The sequence below is a fragment of the Undibacterium sp. YM2 genome (assembly GCF_009937975.1).
GTDB lineage: Bacteria > Pseudomonadota > Gammaproteobacteria > Burkholderiales > Burkholderiaceae_D > Undibacterium.
Genome location: NZ_AP018441.1, coordinates 6,358,707 through 6,377,507, shown reverse-complemented (window position 1 = coordinate 6,377,507; position 18,801 = coordinate 6,358,707). Strand labels below are relative to the sequence as shown.

Here is an 18,801-nt window from a genome sequence, read left to right as displayed (position 1 = left end):
CAGTAAAGAATTGTAGTAGTAAAAAATTGAAGTAGTAACGCTTCCCTCTTGCTGATAGATCATTGTTCTCTGGTCAGCAATTTAGTAGCCTGCGCAACGAGGTGTGCGCAGGCTTTTTTTTATTCCAATTTATATTGCGGCTGTTTTGGGGCGCAGATTTTTACTGACTTGGGCCGCAATCTCATAAGAACGCAAACGCGCAGCATGCTCATGAATCTGTGCCGTGATCATCAATTCATCTGCGCCGGTGTAGTTGATGAAGGCCTGCATTTTTTCAGCAACGGTATCTGGCGCGCCGATGGCGGAGCAGGACAAAACCTGCTCCAGCAAGGCATGCTCTTGCGGGCCAATTTTTTGCAGGAAACCATGCACAGGCAAAGGCAGCTTTGCCGGGCGGCCACTACGCAAATTGATAAATGCCTGCTGGGCAGAGCTGGCCAGGTAATAGGCTTCATCATCCGTATCAGCCGCAAACACATTAAAACCCAGCATGACATAAGGTTTAGCCAATTGCGCCGATGGGCGGAAGGTGGCGCGGTAAATTTCTATTGCCTGCATCATTTGCTGGGGTGCAAAATGCGAAGCAAACGCATACGGCAAGCCCATGGCTGCCGCCAGTTGCGCACCAAACAGGCTGGAACCCAAAATCCAGATAGGCACTTTCAAACCGTGCCCAGGCACAGCACGCACGGCCTGCTGTGAATCGTCACTGAGGTAATCCATGAGTTCAGCTACGTCCTGCGGGAACTCATCGGCATCGCTGGAGAGGTTACGTCGTAATGCGCGCGCAGTGCGCTGGTCTGAGCCAGGTGCACGCCCCAGGCCCAGGTCTATGCGGCCAGGGTAGAGCGATTCCAGCGTACCAAATTGTTCGGCGATGACGAGTGGCGAATGATTTGGCAACATGATGCCACCAGCCCCAACGCGTATGCTTTTGGTGCCGCCAGCGATATGGCCTATCAGTACAGAAGTGGCAGCACTGGCAATGCCAGGCATGCCGTGGTGTTCTGCCAGCCAGTAACGCTGATAGCCCCAGCTCTCACCATGTTGAGCCAGGCTGAGGGAATTGCGGAAAGATTGCGCAGCATCACTGCCTTCGGCAATCGGTGACAGATCGAGTATGGATAAAGGGTATGAAGAAGACATGAGCCTGCAATTTCAAATGGAGAGAAAACCATTATGGGTGAAATTGCGATTCTCTGTTGGCAGGCTCAATTTTCTTACGATTGTTGCAAAATTAAATGAGCTACTTGTGCCAGTTATTTTAACGCCAGTCTGCGTCTGGTAGGGTGCGCCATGCGCACCGCTTTTTATGGCAAGGACAACGGTGCGCACGGCGCACCTTACCAATTTACGCGGTCTTTTTCATCACCGTCTCCAGCAAAAGCCGGTCAAGCACAGAGAAATCCATATCGCCGGTGCTGCTGGTCCTGACACTGTCCAGCCTTTCCAGCTGGCTTTCAATAAAGCGGTTGATGACGGGCATGGGAACAGATAATTCTGATTCCTTGGCACGGCGTTTGATGACGAGCAATTCGGCGATGGCTGCCAGCAATTCCTGATCTTCAACAGTCGCATCCACCATGTCCTGAAAACGCATGGGTACAGGGCCCAGGTCGCGCTCTATCCACAGACAGGCCAGCAAGGGGCGCAAGACATACAGGTATTTTTTCAGCTTGACCATTTCACCTTGTAAGTGCTCGCGATAGTTTTTGCTGGCCATGTGCAGGTAATGGTAATAAGCCCTTTCCGGCCTGTGTACTTCTCTTGCGGCTGCCTGCAAGGCTTGCAGGAAACCCGGATCAGCGGCATACACTACCGGTGAAGACAGCCACTCTATCAAGGTCGCATTGCCATTGCGCAGCAAGCCCAGGGCCTTGCGCACATCCCAGCCGCTGACATCATAGATTTCATTAACAGGCAATTCGATGACGTCGCGCCCAGGGAAGACGGTCAGGTACCAATCGAGCTTGTTGGCATAGATAAAACGCACATCATAGTCGCTGTCTGGGGAAGCAAAGCCCCAGCCACGGCTGCCTGATTCGCAGGCGAACAAAACTTTAACATCATGCGTCTGTTCTATGCGTTGCAGGGTCGCATTGATCTCTGCGCGTATCGCCGGATCTATGGGATGTTCTTGTTCTTCCAGTGGCAGGGTAGTCGTGTTCATGATGATCTTTGAGAATGGTTTTGCAAAAAATGATACATGTTTTCAGTCTGGCAATTTGTAAGGAAATGCAATTCGTATTGTCGGCTCAGGATTTCAAGACTAGTCTGATTTTCCCATGCCGTATGCCAAGAATAAAATCATGCTACCAAATTACCCAGCAAAACTGTCTGCTCTCGCATTGATATTGACTCTCACCGCTTGCGGTGGCGGTGGTGGCGGTTCTGCGCCTGCTAATACGGGCACGACTGGCACAGGCACAATGGGTACTGGTGGCACTACAGGCACGACAGGAACCACGACTGCCACTGCGCCAGTGATCAATAGCTTTAGCGCCAATCCTGCGAGCATCAATGCCGGGTCAAGTACACAACTGAGCTGGACAGTCACTGGTGCCACCGGCCTGACGCTGAATGGTACTACGCTTATTGGCAACAGCCTTGCAGTCAATCCGGCTACGACCACGACTTATACACTGACAGCCAGTAATTCTGCCTGCAGCACTGCTTGCAATACCAGTGCTACGGTCACAGTGACCGTGAACAGCGCAGGTACAGGTAACACGGCAGGCAATGCAGTGTATGGCGATTTGCGCAAGGCTGACCTGGGTGCAGGTGCCAATCTGAATGGCAGCCTGCCTTTCCCTGCCAATAATGCCTGGAATACGGATATCTCAGCCGCGCCTGTCGATCCTGCGTCAGACGCACTGATCAGTAGCATAGGTCTGGGTACAGGCCTGCATCCTGATTTTGGTGCTGGCCTGTATGACGGCTCACCGATAGGCATACCCTATGTCGTTGTCGCAGGCAGCCAGCCCAAGGTCAGCGTGCAATTTACGGATTATGGCGATGAGAGCGAACCCGGCCCTTACCCCATACCAACCAACGCACCGATAGAAGGGCAAAAAGCCAACGGCAGCAGCTTTAATGGCGATCGCCACGTTCTGGTCATAGACCGCGATGCCAATCGTCTGTATGAAGTTGGCAATGCCTATCCACAAACAGGCGGGAGCTGGAAAGTCAGTGGCGGTGCGATATTTGACCTGACATCCAATACAGTCAGACCCGGTGGCAAACCAGGCTGGACCAGTGCAGATGCCGCAGGCCTGCCCATCTTCCCTGGCCTGGTACGCTATGAAGAAGCTGCCAGCGGCATGATACGTCATGCCTTCCGCTTTACTGTCAGCCGCACCCGTCGCGCCTATGTGCCACCAGCGACGCATTACGCTTCATCGAATACCAGCAATACCCTGCCACCCATGGGCATGCGCGTGCGCCTGAAAGCCAGTTACCAGATACCTGCGAATTTTTCCAATGAAAGCAAAGCCATCCTGCAAGCCATGAAAACCTACGGCATGCTGGTGGCCGACAATGGTTTCAACTGGTATATCAGCGGCGCACCAGATGCACGCTGGAATAACGATAAACTGGTGTCAGAACTGGGCAGTGTCAAGGGCAGCAGCTTTGAAGTAGTCCGTATGGATGGCCTGGTTACCCCCTGATTGCGCAGGCAGCCTTATTTGGGAAGTTCATGACGGCAGGAGTAATGCCGCTTCCTTTAAAAACCTGGCTTTGACAGTGTCAGGGTCAGCTTCAAGAAAGAAGTTTTCAAAACTGGTTTCATCAATAAATGAATGACGCACTTGCGCCATCAATTCACCTAGCCGTTTGCCAGACAGGCCAGTGATGTCAGCCGCAAGCTCACCATTGAATTGTTGTTTCAATTGTTTCTTGCGGGCGTACTTTACCAGCGCCTGATCATAAGCCTGCTTGAAGTCAGGAAAGCGCAAAAAAGTCGCTTCCAGAAATTCCTGTTTTTGCTCATCACGTGCAGCCGTGCCTGCTTCTGCCCAAGGATAGGCTGGCAGTGTGATTTCATCCTGCTCATCCAGCCACGATAAAAAGGCATTGTAAGTTGCCCGTTTGGCGTCACGTATCCTGGCCTTGTGATTACGGTTATCCAGCAGATAAATCTCGCGATTGACATAGGGCGAAGACACAACATAGCGAAAGATATCTTGCAGGTTTTTGAATTGCCCACCCACGCGCATATTCTCATACAGCAGGGCATCATAGCCCAACAGCTTCAGTGCCTCACTAAAATCCCTGGTAATGCACAATTCTGCAAGCAAATGATCTTTGTCATCCGGTGCACGTAGTGGATACAGCAAGCCCAGATGACCAAACTTGGCACCAAATTTATGCGCTATGCGGCCTATCAGATTACCAAAATCATTGTAGCCAAAATAGCGAGAAGCAAAATCAAATGACGCAGATTCTGTCCTGATCAGATCAAGCTGGAACACGCCTTCTGTTACCGCCAGGCCTATGCTGGTGACGTCGCCATTCAAGACGATTTCGGTCGCCTGCAATGCTGTAGCAACTTGCGCTGCATCGTAGTCATCACCAGCTTCGATCAAAATATCGAGATCACCAAAGTCTGCCTTGTCAGCATAAGCGATGATTGCCTCGATACGGCGTTGTGGAAAATGCCGCTGTAGTGTAGTCACAGCTTCATGTTCCACTTCGCGATAGCGTGCAGCAGGCAAACGAACTGACTCAGCTTTTAATGCATTTCCACCCATGATCTTCCTACCTGTCTCCGTGTTTCAACAAATATGTGTTTGAAATCGCCTTGAATGACATGCTGCCATCCAGACGCTTGAAGACTACACCTTCCCTGGCTGTCGCCGGGTTCAGCGAACCACCCTCAGCATAGTCCAGCACTTTACTCACATCGCCAGCAAAGCGTTCCAGTGTCATGTTTTCCAGCCACGGTACTTCATGCACAGTAGCCCCCAGGGCACGCAGTGCTGCCAATACTTCCTGACGTTCTGCCCTGCCCAGATATCTGCTGGCATCTATATCAAAAATATCGAACAGATAAAAATCCTGGCCGCGCATCTTTTCAGGATTACCCTGTATGCCTTCACCTATGATCTCACCTTGCAGTGCCAGATTGCGGCCATAGGCAAGCAGCGCAGTCAGTATCTGATTTTGCTTTGCCACACGCCACAGGCTATTGACTTCAGATTCCCTGATCCACCAGTTCCTGCCGCACACTCCAGAGATACCTGCATTGTGAAAGACCGTCATGCTGGAACCATCGAGCTTGATGGTGACTTCAAATTCTTCTTGTGCCTGAGTACTCAAGACTTCAGTCAGATTCTGTATACGCTCCTGATCAGTCTTGCGTATATATTCGGGAAAAGCGCCTTCCACCTCACCAGACAGTGAGGCTGGAATGACTGGCTCCCATTTTTCTATGCCCAGCATTTCGCTGAAATCCATATCTTTGGCATTGCTGTGCTCAGCCAGTTCCGGGAAATTTTTCAGCGGCAGTATCATGCCCTGTGAAATCTGGCCACGCAGTTTAATCGTGCGCAGCCTTATTCCGGTTTTTTCATTCCAGATGACTTTATTTTTTTCAAGAAAAGCAAAACGTGCATCGCTCAAAGGCAAGAAGGAATCGATCTCAAAATAGACACAGGCATCACCAACCTGGAATTCATTTTTCTTGACGACCACAGACCAGCCATCCACGCTGGCGCATTCTATGGCATCTGCATCAGGGATAGGCCTGATACTGCTGACGGTTCTGATAGTGACTAATTTTCTCATGGATATTCCTTTTTATTTTTATGTATTTTTGAATGAAGGCAATTGTAAGCGAATGGAATTAAGTGGGGGATGAAAACAGGGAATAGTGGTCGAGATTGCTGGATTTGAACCAGCGACCGCTCGCATATGAAGCGAATGCTCTGCCAACTGAGCTAAATCTCGTATGATCAAGGTATGGAGGAATGATCGCCACGAATCGGCAAGGCCGAAACGGGTCTGTGTGTGGCGATCAAAGATGGTGCGTCAGGCGGGATTTGAACTCGCAACAGTCGGTGTAGAAGACCGGGGCTCTATCCTTTGAGCTACTGACGCGTAATGATATGTGCTACCAGGCAGATAAACTTTCGAAATGCCTGGTGGCCGGAAGAGCATCAGAATAATCCCTGAGACATGAAACGATATGGAGCGTAACCTATCTGGAGACTGCTCCATAAATATGAATCATGTGATGCTACTTACTAAATGGAGGAAGCGGTGAGATTCGAACTCACGGGCCCTTGCGAGCCTACTGTTTTCAAGACAGTTGCATTACCACTCTGCCACGCTTCCATAGATGGCGCCCTATAGCGGAATCGAACCGCTGGCAACCCGCTAGACAGGCGGGGACTCTACCATTGAGTTAATAGGGCAAAACTGGTGCCGGCTGCAGGATTCGAACCCGCGACCCACTGATTACAAATCAGTTGCTCTACCAGACTGAGCTAAACCGGCGAAAACTGGCGGAAGATGTGCGACTCGAACGCACATAGGCTCTTGCAAGCCCGCCGGGTTAGCAACCCGGTGCAATACCATTATGCGAATCTTCCTTCAAAAAATACCGCGCATGTGTGTGTACACATCCCACTGGTGAGGTAGTGAGGATCACATGATCACACGGTAAAACTGGACCCGCCTGCAGGGGTCGAACCTGCGGCCTCAACATTCGTATTGTTGCGCTCTTCCAACTGAGCTAAGGCGAGAAAAAATGTTTGGCATCCCAGGCAGGACTTGAACCTGCAACCTTCGGTTTTGGAGACCGCGACTCTGCCAATTGAGCTACTGAGATAATGGCTATGCATTTCATGCTGATGAAATGCATACAAAAACTGGTACTTGCAGATGGAATTGAACCATCAGCCTCTGCCTTATCAAGGCAACGCTCTGACCAATTGAGCTATGCAAGTAAAGATAAAATGGTGCCCCTTGCTGGTTTTGAACCAGCGACCCACCGGTTATGAGCCGGTTGCTCTCCCACTGAGCTAAAGGGACGTTATGGCTCCTCGACCTGGATTCGAACCAGGGACATGCGCATTAACAGTACGCCGCTCTGCCTGCTGAGCTATCGGGGAATTCTTAAAAATATCGGTTAAAACGACTACGCTTTAATCGATATTCTTGTTGGTCGGGATAGAGAGAATCGAACTCTCGCCGTCCGGTTAAAAGCCGGATGCTCTACCTTTGAGCTACATCCCGTGAGATGATTAAGTGTGGCATCTGACGATGCATGGTCTTTCGCTTCATGATTTACTCCTGTTATTGAAATGAAAAAATGGTGGAGGTGGACGGAATCGAACCGACGACATACTGCATGCAAAGCAGGCGCTCTCCCAACTGAGCTACACCCCCATAATCTGTAAGGCAATTGCACGTGACATTGAAAATGCCATGTTATTTACTGCGAATAATATGGTGCGTCCCCGTGGTAACGATCCACGCTCTCCGATTTTTCAAAACGGCGCTTTCACCTGGTTAGCTTGAGACACAAAAAAATGGTGGATGGTGATGGAATTGAAGCACCTACTTCTAGCGTGCTTGCGGGTTACAGCCGCACCCCTTACCGTTCGGGCAACCATCCTTAAAACTGTTGATACTGGAGTCCTTGAGCGGAATCGAACCGCCATTCGCTGATAGAAAGTCAGCTGTCCTAACCTTTAGACGACAAAGACATCATGAAAAGAACCTCATCAGAGATGCAAGCAAAAAAATGGTGCAAAATTTCTGCGACAAACTGCCGGATGGTTTTGCGTGAATCATGACAAAGTCATTTTCATGATGGAGCGGGAGAAGAGAATCGAACTCTTGCCGTAAGCTTGGAAGGCTTCAGCTCTACCTTTGAGCTACACCCGCATATAAACGTGTTTCATCTTCAATGATGAAACGAGTTTTGTATTCAGCCTTACCCCAAAAGCAGATGTTCCTGCCCTTGGGATAAAACTGTTGAACTTCCCAAATTGTTAAAGAGTTTCCATGATCCGGTGTTGTCCGGTCACGACCGCGTTAGCGGGTTTGACTGCTGTGGTTTGCCTTGGATACTGCAAGCAAACTAAAAATCTAAATTAAAATCAAAACCAAAAAATCAAAAAATCAAAAAGCCCGGAGCTTTTCAGGGCATCCGGGCTTTTCAGCGCTAGGGTCTTGGGCGGCTTTAACTGCCGCCTGTGACCTTCAGGGTTTCCCCTCGAATGCTTGTGTTGCTAAACCATGTGGCCGCAAAATTAATTGGGCTGACATCATTGAACATCTCACTATCTGTATCTTTAGTTGTGCGTGTATCTGTATTCGTACGATACGAGGCTTCATAGGTATTCCATGTGCTGCCTGCTGCAACGCCAACTTTGGCAACCGACGCCAAAGCCCGCGCTGTCTTGCGCAAGTTTTGTATCAGTTGTTGTGTCAAAGTTGTTTTCACGATCATTCCTAAATAGTGTGGTGTTGCTTGGTTGATGTACGTATCTTGCCACAGCTCTTTTATAAAAACAAGCATGGCATGAAGAATTTATTCAAATTTATGATGTTTTTGTGCGACTGATGCAAATGTGAGGCGTGTTGCTACCTATCTGCAAAAGCGCTTGCTGGCCCTCGCCGCACTATGAAAAACTGGCCTAAATCGCATCCCATTGATCGCCCTGGCCATCATTCGGTACGGTGATTTTGATGCGCCTGATTTGCGCAAAAAGTTTTGAGCAGATTTTTTCGATCGCATGTATAGATGCGGGCTTTCGGGTACCTATATTTGCATAAAGTATTCAACTACAAAAAATAATGTAGTCAAATTACTTTATATCACTGTTGTGCGCCAACAACCGGGAATAAACTTGATTTCAAAAAATTTAAGAATGAATTTCAAATTTATATGCTAAATCCTTGCTGCATAACAGCATGAATATATTTATATATTGATAGTTTTTGTATTAAAACTACTGCACAATTTTTAAGCTTATCAAAATCTCATGTAGCAAATCAATTGCCGCAGAGGTAGGTAAGCCTTGCAGCTGAGGTGGATTTTCCACCGTAGCTTGCATCAATGGTGCCGTCAGGCAAGACGGGCGGTGAGTTTGGGGCTGTTGAGGCAGGACATAAATCAAGCTGCATGAAATTGGGGGCAGTTCAAATCCTCAGGGTTTGAGTTTGCCAAGGCAAATAGTGAGGGGACAATATGAATCAAAATATAAGCAAGGAAAGTAGTAAAGGCGGTAGCAAAGGTATTATCAGGGGCGCATTACAAAAAGCATTTTTTTGTAGTGTGGCCGGCATGACTATGGCGGCGGCAAGTGCGCCTGCTCATGCCTTTAATCCGCGTGACACTTCGGTGCAGATGTTTCACTGGAAGTGGACCGATATCGCCAAAGAATGTAGCAATTTCCTCGGCCCGCAAGGCTATGGTGGCGTGCAGATATCACCGCCCAGTTCAGCCAATCGTGGCAGTAACTGGTGGGACATTTATCAGCCTGTTGATTACACCAATCTGACCAGCAAGATGGGCACGGGGGCCGAGCTGCAGTCCATGATCAATACCTGTCACGCTGCAGGCGTGCGTGTGTATGCGGATATCGTCGTCAATCACCTGGCAGCAGGCAGTGGCACTTCTACCGCTGGTGCAAACTGGGTAGCTGCCAGCAGCTACCCTCGTTTCAGCGCTGCTGATTTTCATCCGGCCTGCGATATCCAGGGCAGTGATTACAGCAATAACCGCAATGCGGTCACGCAGTGTCGCCTGGTCGGCCTGCCTGATCTGGATACGGGGCCAGCTATGTGCAAGGGCAGATCAGGAATTATCTGAGCAGCCTGATAGGCATGGGTATAGATGGCTTTCGTTTTGATGCGGCCAAGCATATACGCCAGAGTGATTTGCAAACCATCGTGAATGGTGTGACGCACACTACCACCTCGGGTGAGCCTTTATGGATCACGCAAGAAATCATTACCGATGGCACGGTAGATCGCAATTCTTACCTGAGCATAGGCACCATCAATGAATTCAAGTATGCAACGGCAATGAAAGAAACCTTCCGCAACCTCAATGGTGCCAGCATTTCGCAAATGCGCAGCATCATGGGCACGCCCGGTAACTGGGGTGGTACCTGGGGCTTTTTCACAGACAGCAGCAAGGCCACCGTGTTTGTGAATAACTGGGATACAGAGCGCAATGGTGATTCCATGAACGCCAGTAACCGCAGTGGTGCGACCAATGATACACAGGGCAGCAAACGCTATGACCTGGCGAATATCTTCATGCTGGCCTGGCCTTATGGTGAGGCACAAGTGCATTCCGGTTTTATCTTCACGGACACCAATGCCGACGCGCCAGCCGCCAGTCCCTTTGATGCGAATGGCAATCCACTGATCAACCAGCAATGGGATTTCATCCATCGCTGGGCTGACATCGCCAATATGGTGGCTTTTCGTGCGGTGACATCGGGTCAGGGTGTCGATAACTTTACCAGCGGTAGCGCCAACCAGATCGCCTTTAACCGTGGCAGCAAAGGCTTTGTCGCTATCAATAATGAGTTCAGTGCATGGAACCAGAGCTTCCAGACCTTGCTGCCTGCCGGTACTTACTGCAATGTCGTGCATGGTGTCGCCAATGCTGGCAAAACCGCTTGTACGGCGGATGCGGTGGTGGTGGCGGCGAATGGCATGGTCACGCTCAGCATACCCGCGAATGGGGGCAGCACAGTACCGGCGGTGGCCTTGCACATCAACCAGAAACTCGGTGGCGCATCGAATGACACGACCGCACCCTCGGTGCCAGCTGGCCTGACTGCAACTGCCGCCAGCAGTAGCAGCATCAACCTGAACTGGAATGCTGCTACTGACAATGCCGGTGGCAGCGGCGTGAAAGGCTATAACATTGCACGCAATGGTGGCAGCCCTGTGTTCAGCGCCAGCACCAGCTTCACTGACAGCGGTTTGTCGCCAGCCACCACGTATAGCTATACCGTCGCAGCGGTCGATAATGCCAATAATGTGTCAGGCAATAGTATTGCGGCCAGTGCAAAAACGCTGGCGGGCGCTTGTCAGGTACAGGTGAATTTCCAGGTGACCAATAACACTACCGTGGTCGGGCAGGACGTGTACCTCACCGGCAACGGAGCAGAACTGGGGAACTGGAATACCGCAAGCGCCACCAAATTGTCAGGCAATCTCTGGCCCTTGTGGACAGTGTCGCGCAACCTGAATGCCAGTACGACTTATGAATACAAATACCTGACCCAGGGCGTCAAACCTCTGGCATGGGAAGTGGGCGCAAACCGTGTCATTAATGTACCTGCCTGCGGCAGCGCGCCAGTGACTGTACCGGCCAGCACTTTTCGCCAGTAAGTTATATCAGGTAGCAATTTCGTCCGGTAGAAAAGAACCTGGACCAAGGTGAGTATGGGGATCAATGACAAATGCTTGTCATTGATCCTTTTATTTTTGCAGCGCGTCTATCTGCTTTTGCAGGGATTGATCAACAGTGAACCCCGGATAGCTGGCACGGAATTTACGCCACTCTTCCAGTGCTTCCTTGTTACGGTGGTTCTTCAATAGCTGTTCAATTTTCTCCAGCCACTCATAGGCACCTGGATGTGCCTCTGGTGCCAGTGCGGCTGACAGCGGCGGTGCAGCCGCCACAGGTGGTGGCGCCATGACTATGCGTGGCGCTGACGGTGCGGCAGGGAATGGTACAGCCGCAGGCATATCAGCTTTTCTATCTGCCGATGCTGTCATTACTGGCTTTTCTGCCATGGCTGCTGATGACCGGGATTCTGTTTCACTGGTTTTCGCCAGCATGCCTGTGGCCTCTGCTTTGGCGGCACTGGCATTCGCCGCTGGTGCACGCATTTTTGCGTTACCGGCATATTGGCTGTCTGCTGCCACTTTTTCTTCAGCGCTGACCACTTGCGCGGGTGCCGCAGCAGACATGTCTTGCCTGCGTATTGCCGACCCTGTGATTGTCACCCTCGCAGGCTCTGGTGCTGCGGCCACCATGGGGGCTGGAGCCGGAGCGGATTTTGAAGCAGATATTGGAGCAGGCGGCGATTCGGCTTGCTGCTCAGCTGGCTTGAATTCACTGCGCGGTTTTGCGGCACTGGCGCGTCTGGCGTCATCGGCCACCTGGCTTTCTTTGGCTTTGCTGGCTTCCATGACAGGTGACGCTGCATTGCTCGTGCTTGCTACCGGTGCCGCTGGTGCGGCAACTTCTGCGGCGACCTTTGCCCTTTTCGTCAAGTCTGCTTGTGCCAGTTGTGGCAATGCTGACTTGTCGTTTTCTTGTGTCGCAGGTGCGGCAGGTGCCGTAGGTAGCGCCTGTGCATTCGATGCAGACGCAGTCACAGGTTCTGTTGGATAGGATTCCTGATGCTGCTGCATGACCACGGGTATGGCAAACAGTATGCTGGCAGCCAGGCTCAGTGGCAGTTTCCAGCGCCATAAAAATGATGGCGGTTTCCCGCTGCCTTCAGGGCCTATGGCATCATTGACTGCGGGTGGCACAATGGCTGGTGCTGTCCTTGTTGCTAATGGGGCCGCAAGGGCACGTTCTGCCTCAGCGATGATCGCCGCATCCAGCTCTGCCGACGGTTGTGCTTGCGGCAAATCTTGCAGCATGCTGGCGAGTTCGCCCTTGCCTTGCAGGAAATCCTCAAATTCAGCTTCGTGCATATCGTCATTCCTGGATGTCATGCTGGCTCCCCCTGTGTCTGGGTATGCAATTCGGCACGCAATTTTTGCATGGCATAACGTAATCTGCTTTTGACGGTCTCCGTTGATACGGCGGTAATGGTGGCAATTTCTTCCAGGCTCAGGCCATTGAATTGCTGCAAGACCAGCGCTTCTTTCTGTTCGCTGGGCAGGCTCCTGATGGCTTCATGCAGACGCTCGGTCTGCTGTTTTTTTTCCAGCCGGGTTTCTGGCGACCTGGTCAGCGGCGTCGATTCCTGTGTGCTTTCCAGCGTGTGTTCATACTGGTCAGGGTCATCGTCAAGCAGGCTTTCGCGCTGGCGCAGTATGTCGATCAAACGGTTGCGGGCGATCTGGTACAAATAGGTTTTGAAACTCGCAAGCGCTGTGTATTGCGACCGCGCCGCATGCAGTGCAGCCCAGCTGTCCTGCACGATTTCATCTACCCATTCCTGACGTGGCGAACGCCAGTCTATAAAACGGTACAAACCCAGGCGATGACGCTGATACAACTCTTTGAAGGCGAGCAGGTCGCCATCGCAATAGAGCAGCATCAGTGCCTCGTCTGTTTGTGGTTCGGTCATCATGGCCGCTAGTTTAACGGAAAATCCCGTCTCACCAGCATAATTTCCATGCACTGTCAGGGTAAAACTGTCGTGCATCCAAGCCACTTCCGGCGTTTTCCTGACAATAAGCAACTTGCCAAAAAAACGCCCTGATATTGCTTTAGCTGATGCTAAGGCGCGATGCGTATTGCCAGCGGAGTTGTCCACGTCTTGTCAGTATCGTTATAGTACAGATAGGCAGAAGAGGCGGGCCCGGTATAACTGCCTGGTACTGTTGCCACCAGATCTACCGCCAGCTTTTTCACTTCGCCCGGTTTCATGTCACGGAAATACAGTATCACTTCACGGGCACGGGTTTCATAGAAATCTATCTGTCCTTTCTCACGCATTTCTTTCAATTGCCAGTTCTGGAAAGTCAGACCACCAGGCAAGCCCAGACGTACCAGGCTCATGGGCTGGCCGGTTTGTGTCTTGTTGCTGATGACCGCATTCAACCTGACGGTCTCACCCATTTTCAGATCAGCTTTAGCAAGGCTGGTGTTCAGGTTGATGACGGCGGTATTGGAAGATGCAGGTTCATTGCTGCGGTATTCAATCGCCATGGAATACGGCAAGGCAGATCCGCTGCTGGTTTTGAGCGTGATATTGTGCTTGCCAGGTGTCAGCAAGTTTTCAAAATCGTTAAACAACAAAGGTTCACGCTTGCCAGCTTCATAGCTCTTCTCGCTGACCACGACACCATCGACAAGCAGGCTGACTTTACCAGCCGTGGGGGCAACCCTGGTTGCCTCGTCAAAGGCGATCATTGCCTTCAAAGCCAGTACAGTGGCCTGCGTCGCGCCCCATTGACCAAAGCCGCTGCGGTTTGCCTGCAACCAGGTGATACCTTTGCGTGCCTGTTCCAGGTGGCCATCTGCTTTGAGCATGGCCAGCACCGCCAGTGAGGTGGTTTCTATATGCAGATTGCTGCCGCCGCTACGGGTGATGGAATGATCTGCATTCGTCCAGGAACCATTGGCATTTTGCATGCCCACCAGTTTGTCCACTGCAGCGCGCCGTGCCTTGTCTGATACCGCCGTTTTTGCAGATGGTGCCAGCATGGTACCGCTGGCCAGTGCCAGTTGATACGCATCTTGCGTGGTTTCCGCCAGTTTGACGGATTTGCCTATTTCTTTATCCAGCCCGGTTTCACCAGCGCTGACCAGGGCCCAGGTGATATAGGCATCCGTCACTTCTGGTGCTGCACGGCCAAAACTGTCAAGCGCCTTGGCATCACGCTGGTAACCACCGTTGCCATCACGTCTGGCTTTGAGCCAGTTTGCAGTACGCGCCAGCATGGCGGTATCGACGGAGCCATAGATATTTTTCATATCGGCAAATTCCAGCAAGCCATAGGCAGTCAGCGCTTCATGGCCGGGGTCGCCACCAAACCATTCATAGCCTTTTTTCGGCGATTCAAAGCCAGCCAATTTCTTGTAGCCGCTATCGAGTAATTTGCCGGTACGTTCCAGCAAGGCGCTGTCGGCCACATCATGCTGCTTCATGTACTGCATGATCATGACGTTAGGGTAATTGGTCGATGAGGTTTGTTCAAAACAGCCAGACGGTTCACGCAACATGCCTTCCAGGCCAGATACCATGGTAGCGAGTGGCGACGTATATACCTTGATCGAAGTCTGCACGCTACCCTTGTTGGCTTTGCTGAGATCGATGTCATGCGTGACCTGTCCCTTGATTTGTCCTGACTTCTCCAGCAATTGCGGAAAGCCAGGGGCTACCACCGGTATGCTGCGCAAGACTTCATCTTTCAAACCCGATGCAGTCGCCGACAATTGCACCTGTGACAAACCCTGTGTGCCCGTGACTTCAAGCGGGATGAACATGCTCTTGCGCTGGCCAGCAGCAATAGCACCCACTTTGTTATTACTGTCACTGGCTTTCAGGAGTTTGCCAAAATTGCTGTTGAGCGTGACATTGACAGCCTGCTCGCCTTCATTGCTCAGGGTGACGGGAATCAGCGGCTTGTCACCTGTTGATATTTCGAGTGGCAATTTGGCCGATAAAGAAAATGGCAAGGAAGATTTGAGGATGTTTTCGCTATGCCCGGCCTGCCCGCCACCGACACCTTCTGCCGTGACGCGGAAAGATGTCACCGCATCTGACAGAGCCAGCTTCAAGGTGGCCTTGCCCTGCTTGTCGGTTTTTACTGAAGGAGCCCACATCACGGTATCGCGGTAATCATCACGCGGCCCGGCATAATCAGGTGTATAGGCAGGAACCGGAAATACCCGCACCGCCGCCCAACTTGGCGCTATCTCTGCCTGGGGCGCTGCCATTTTCGCATCGGCACGGGCGAAGTCCTTGTCAGCCATGGGTTCTGCCGGAAAATATCTGGCTTCCATCTGTACTGGAGCCGCGGCCACAATGCGGCCCGCAGCCAATTCTTCTTTCATTTTTGCCATGGCGGGTTTTTGCGGTGCCATAACTACCATGGGCGCTGCAGGTGCCGCGGGTGCTATGGCAGCAGCCAGTTTTTTCAATTCTGGCGCTGCTACTGGAGCAGGCATAGGCGCTGCCATTGGCAGAACCAACGGCGCTGCCGCATTCATCTCCCGCCGCCGGATACTACTACCAGTGACTGTCACCCTTTCCAGCGGCGTCAATACCTGTACCCAGTCAAAGCGGCGATAGCCGCGCGTACCCATCAGCATATCCAGTGCCAGGGCGCTTTTGTCTTCACCCAGGTCGGTATAAAAATTAGGCTCTTCTATCTTGCCGGGTAATTCACTTTCCAGCAAAAGACGCGACAGCATATTGGCGCTCTTGTCATCGGCAAATGACAGCACCGTGTCATCGACTACAGACAGGGCCAGTTCTGCTGGCACGGCTTTGCCGCTGGCATCTCTGGTAGTGATGTTCAGGGCAACTTCGCCACGTGGTACATAGGCTTTCTTGTCTTGTTCTACCTTGATCTCAAGCCGGTTACGGCGATTGCGAAACACCAGGCGTTCTGCCAGCGGGTCCAGGTTCTGGTTAAACAGGGTGACGCGGGCAATACCCGCAGTAGAAGTTGTGGCAGGGTCTTTGGCTTGCAAATACATAACAGCCGGTTTGGCCGGACCAGCTTCCATGCTGCCTGCATCAAGTAATTTATCGCGCACTGTGGCCGCGACCACGACCTTTTGCGTGGTGCTGCATTGCACGGCTATACGCAAGGCTTTTTCCTGACCATCCAGATCATCATAGCTGCGCATGACACAGCCCGCTTCTTCTGCCAATGGCAAAGCATAATGTTCAGTCACGCTGCTGGGCTTGCTGACTTCTGCATGATAGCTGCGCCCCGTAGCTGGCGTAAACGCGATGCGGCCCAGACCATTTTTATAGGTACTGAATCTGGCAACCGTATTACCCAGATCATCGACCAGCTTGCCCTCGGCATCTGCCGGTTTTCCTAACCTGGTTTTGGCCTCAAAATAGAGACGGGCAGGCAAGCCCGCCACCATCTTGCCACCTTCAGGGAAGAAAGACAGTGCCAGCTTGTTTTGCAGTATGGGTATGGATTTTGAAATCGATTCAGTGACGCCGCCATCTTCTACCAGTATCGTCAACAAGCCATCGCCGGTGCTGATGTTCTTCGGCAAATCAAATTTCACCAGTGCCTCACCCGTGGCATCTGTCGTGACATTCACGCGGGGTAATTCCACACCATCGACGGTGGCCACTGCAACCAGGCGCTTGCCTGACAGGATCTCACCAGTAGGACGCTTGACGGCGATCGTGGCGCTGACCTGTTCACCCGCACCATAGGATTTTTTGACGAATTCCAGGGTTTTCTTCATGCGCGGTGCTTCAAATGCAGAGACGATGATGGCACGTTCCAGGGTTTTTCCATCACTGCTGGTGATGCGTATCTTGTATTCACCACCCTGCGCCTCTGCTGGCAATTCAAAATCATTGGCTGCACTACCCGCCTCAACACGCAGGTGTTTCTTGATCACGCTGGCGCCTTTGGGCGAGATCAGCTCCACCGTTGCCGCTTGCATTTTGCTGCCCGTCAAATTGCGGGCTTTCAAGTCCCAGCTCTTGAACCAGATGGTTTCACCGGGTTTGTAGAGTGGCTTATCTACCTGTATATACAGGTTGCGGCTCTCATGCGTGTCGAAATAACTATTGATCAGGGCTGGCAATTCCTCCGCGCGCACTTGTTTGATTCTGGTCGATGCCGCCGGGGCTGGTTCCGCCGCAACCGGGCCCAGCACTGGTTTTTGCCCATCCTGAGAGGCGATCGTTTTGTTCTTCTTGTTGCCAGCTTGTCCGGAAGCTGCTGTATCAGACTGCGGGCTTATCATCACATCACCCGTGGCAGCCACAGACTCTGCGACATCGCCAAACTGACAACCGCCCAGCATCAGTAACAGCAAGGGACACAAGATCGGCGCTTTAAAGTAGTGGCCAGATTTTTTCATTATTGACAATTTCCTGTATTTTTAGTGTGAAAGAGGGCCTGGGGAACCCCCATGGAAGTGCTGCAAGACATCAGGTATTTGTGGTGCGCTATATTTGCGGCGCTTTAATTCGGGTCAGGTACAAAACCGCCAGGGAAGGGATTGGCATCCTGATAGCGGTTGCGCGGGATAATGCCGCGTGCTACCAGATGAGCGTAGGTGTCATACTGGATACTGATGATTTCGTCAGGCTGCTGGCTGGCACGGCGAAAATCGGTGTTCCGCACGCTGCTGTCTATGCGTTCACCATGGCCTGTACCTATCCTCGCATCCATGGATTTTTCTGCCATGTCAGACTTGCTTTTTGCCAGGTTGCCAGTTGCTTCAACAGGAGGCAAGGCAGAAGCAGCGGGGGCAACGGGTGCTGGTGCAGGTGCGGCAGATTCACTCCGGCGTGAATACCAGGGTTCTACAGGAACAGGCTCCCTGTATTCCCTGAGCTCCCTGAACAGCGCAACGCCGATGACGCCGACATTGTCAGGTCTGCCTGTGCGTGCCGCATACGAATCAGGCAACTGGGTGAAATAGAAAGCCGCCACTTCATCCATATTCTTGCGCCAGCCCTTGATTTCTACTGGCTGCCTGCTCGCCAATACATAACCTGATTGCTGTGGCGATGCCGTGGCACCCGTCAATACATTGACACCATCGACAGACAAGACCGACAAAATACGCCCGCCTGTTTTGTTGGTGATTTCTACCGCATAACGCTCACCGGGCTTGCCCGCTACATAATTATTGCCCTGATGACGCCAGATGGGCAGTCTTTCCCCCGTGCTTTGATTGATGATGCTGACGCCAGCAAGCTGCCCCGCATTTGCGATTGCGCTCATCGCGCCCATAGTTCCGAGTACCAGGGTGGCGAGTACGGTTCTCCATTTGTTCATTTTTTTCTCCATAAAAACGAGGTTCATACTCATTAAACGGAGCAGCAAAACAAAAGGGGTTAAAAGTTTTTATATTTTTTCAGACTCACCGTAAATTACTCATAAAATGAAACATTCATTAATAAATCAGCAGAA

Annotated in this window: 12 protein-coding genes and 16 tRNA genes; 3 read left to right on the top strand and 25 right to left on the bottom strand. The window is 51.6% G+C overall.

The annotated features are described in order from the left end of the window. Window positions 1-129: 129 nt before the first annotated feature. Both UNDYM_RS29255 and UNDYM_RS29250 read right to left on the bottom strand, forming a co-directional pair. Window positions 130-1,146: an LLM class flavin-dependent oxidoreductase gene (locus tag UNDYM_RS29255; protein ID WP_162044296.1), complete on the bottom strand. Its 1,017-nt coding sequence runs from the start codon at window positions 1,144-1,146 to the stop codon at window positions 130-132. A gap of 205 nt (window positions 1,147-1,351) precedes the next feature. Next, window positions 1,352-2,170 (bottom strand): nucleotidyltransferase domain-containing protein, encoded by an 819-nt coding sequence (locus UNDYM_RS29250; RefSeq protein ID WP_162044295.1) that lies wholly within the window; start codon window positions 2,168-2,170, stop codon window positions 1,352-1,354. Between the two features lie 139 nt (window positions 2,171-2,309). On the opposite strand from UNDYM_RS29250, the gene UNDYM_RS30955 reads away from it, so the two are divergent. Further along, on the top strand, window positions 2,310-3,668 hold the full coding sequence (locus UNDYM_RS30955; protein WP_232063647.1) for a hypothetical protein: 1,359 nt from the start codon (window positions 2,310-2,312) through the stop codon (window positions 3,666-3,668). Between the two features lie 27 nt (window positions 3,669-3,695). Here UNDYM_RS30955 and UNDYM_RS29240 read toward each other — a convergent pair whose 3' ends face one another. From UNDYM_RS29240 to UNDYM_RS29150, 19 genes are all read right to left on the bottom strand, one after another. Next, the gene (locus UNDYM_RS29240; protein ID WP_162044294.1) at window positions 3,696-4,751 is read right to left on the bottom strand and encodes a hypothetical protein; all 1,056 of its coding nucleotides are present in this window, start codon (window positions 4,749-4,751) and stop codon (window positions 3,696-3,698) included. A 7-nt stretch (window positions 4,752-4,758) separates the two neighbouring features. After that, window positions 4,759-5,787, bottom strand: a complete 1,029-nt coding sequence (locus UNDYM_RS29235) for an RNA ligase (ATP) (RefSeq protein WP_162044293.1) — start codon at window positions 5,785-5,787, stop codon at window positions 4,759-4,761. Window positions 5,788-5,873: 86 nt separating this feature from the next. After that, window positions 5,874-5,949, bottom strand: a tRNA-Met gene (locus tag UNDYM_RS29230). 74 nt (window positions 5,950-6,023) lie between these two features. Continuing rightward, window positions 6,024-6,099 (bottom strand) — tRNA-Arg (locus tag UNDYM_RS29225). A gap of 151 nt (window positions 6,100-6,250) precedes the next feature. Continuing rightward, a tRNA-Ser gene (locus UNDYM_RS29220) sits at window positions 6,251-6,336 on the bottom strand. 5 nt (window positions 6,337-6,341) lie between these two features. Beyond that, a tRNA-Asp gene (locus UNDYM_RS29215) sits at window positions 6,342-6,416 on the bottom strand. A gap of 5 nt (window positions 6,417-6,421) precedes the next feature. Beyond that, window positions 6,422-6,498, bottom strand: a tRNA-Thr gene (locus UNDYM_RS29210). 6 nt (window positions 6,499-6,504) lie between these two features. After that, window positions 6,505-6,593: transfer RNA gene (locus UNDYM_RS29205), tRNA-Ser, on the bottom strand. Window positions 6,594-6,670: 77 nt separating this feature from the next. Next, a tRNA-Arg gene (locus UNDYM_RS29200) sits at window positions 6,671-6,746 on the bottom strand. Window positions 6,747-6,756: 10 nt separating this feature from the next. After that, window positions 6,757-6,832: transfer RNA gene (locus UNDYM_RS29195), tRNA-Trp, on the bottom strand. 41 nt (window positions 6,833-6,873) lie between these two features. Next, window positions 6,874-6,950, bottom strand: a tRNA-Ile gene (locus tag UNDYM_RS29190). 10 nt (window positions 6,951-6,960) lie between these two features. Further along, window positions 6,961-7,035, bottom strand: a tRNA-Ile gene (locus UNDYM_RS29185). A 4-nt stretch (window positions 7,036-7,039) separates the two neighbouring features. Further along, window positions 7,040-7,115, bottom strand: a tRNA-Asn gene (locus UNDYM_RS29180). A 50-nt stretch (window positions 7,116-7,165) separates the two neighbouring features. Further along, window positions 7,166-7,239: transfer RNA gene (locus tag UNDYM_RS29175), tRNA-Lys, on the bottom strand. A 77-nt stretch (window positions 7,240-7,316) separates the two neighbouring features. Continuing rightward, a tRNA-Ala gene (locus tag UNDYM_RS29170) sits at window positions 7,317-7,392 on the bottom strand. Window positions 7,393-7,536: 144 nt separating this feature from the next. Then, a tRNA-Tyr gene (locus UNDYM_RS29165) sits at window positions 7,537-7,621 on the bottom strand. 16 nt (window positions 7,622-7,637) lie between these two features. After that, a tRNA-Glu gene (locus tag UNDYM_RS29160) sits at window positions 7,638-7,712 on the bottom strand. Between the two features lie 107 nt (window positions 7,713-7,819). Then, window positions 7,820-7,893, bottom strand: a tRNA-Gly gene (locus UNDYM_RS29155). A 298-nt stretch (window positions 7,894-8,191) separates the two neighbouring features. Beyond that, the gene (locus tag UNDYM_RS29150; protein WP_162044292.1) at window positions 8,192-8,530 is read right to left on the bottom strand and encodes a hypothetical protein; all 339 of its coding nucleotides are present in this window, start codon (window positions 8,528-8,530) and stop codon (window positions 8,192-8,194) included. Window positions 8,531-9,202: 672 nt separating this feature from the next. Between UNDYM_RS29150 and UNDYM_RS31190 the strand changes: the two genes are divergently transcribed. Together UNDYM_RS31190 and UNDYM_RS31185 are read left to right on the top strand one after the other, a co-directional pair. Continuing rightward, the gene (locus UNDYM_RS31190; protein ID WP_255456514.1) at window positions 9,203-9,826 is read left to right on the top strand and encodes an alpha-amylase family glycosyl hydrolase; all 624 of its coding nucleotides are present in this window, start codon (window positions 9,203-9,205) and stop codon (window positions 9,824-9,826) included. After that, complete coding sequence (locus UNDYM_RS31185; protein ID WP_255456513.1) at window positions 9,799-11,367, top strand: carbohydrate-binding module family 20 domain-containing protein; 1,569 nt, start codon at window positions 9,799-9,801, stop codon at window positions 11,365-11,367. The genes UNDYM_RS31190 and UNDYM_RS31185 overlap by 28 nt, the downstream gene beginning before the upstream one ends. Before the next feature lie 90 nt (window positions 11,368-11,457). Here UNDYM_RS31185 and UNDYM_RS29135 read toward each other — a convergent pair whose 3' ends face one another. The 4 genes from UNDYM_RS29135 to UNDYM_RS29120 form a co-directional block, all read right to left on the bottom strand. Beyond that, on the bottom strand, window positions 11,458-12,711 hold the full coding sequence (locus tag UNDYM_RS29135) for a hypothetical protein (RefSeq protein ID WP_162044291.1): 1,254 nt from the start codon (window positions 12,709-12,711) through the stop codon (window positions 11,458-11,460). Continuing rightward, complete coding sequence (locus tag UNDYM_RS29130) at window positions 12,708-13,370, bottom strand: sigma-70 family RNA polymerase sigma factor (RefSeq protein ID WP_232063646.1); 663 nt, start codon at window positions 13,368-13,370, stop codon at window positions 12,708-12,710. Before UNDYM_RS29130 ends, UNDYM_RS29135 begins: the two co-directional genes overlap by 4 nt. A 74-nt stretch (window positions 13,371-13,444) precedes the next feature. Then, a complete protein-coding gene (locus UNDYM_RS29125) occupies window positions 13,445-17,740 on the bottom strand; it encodes an MG2 domain-containing protein (RefSeq protein WP_162044290.1) in 4,296 nt (1,431 codons plus the stop codon). A gap of 104 nt (window positions 17,741-17,844) precedes the next feature. Then, window positions 17,845-18,666 carry a hypothetical protein gene (locus tag UNDYM_RS29120; protein WP_162044289.1) on the bottom strand — a complete coding sequence of 274 codons (822 nt, stop codon included), beginning with the start codon at window positions 18,664-18,666 and terminating at the stop codon, window positions 17,845-17,847. Window positions 18,667-18,801: the final 135 nt, after the last annotated feature.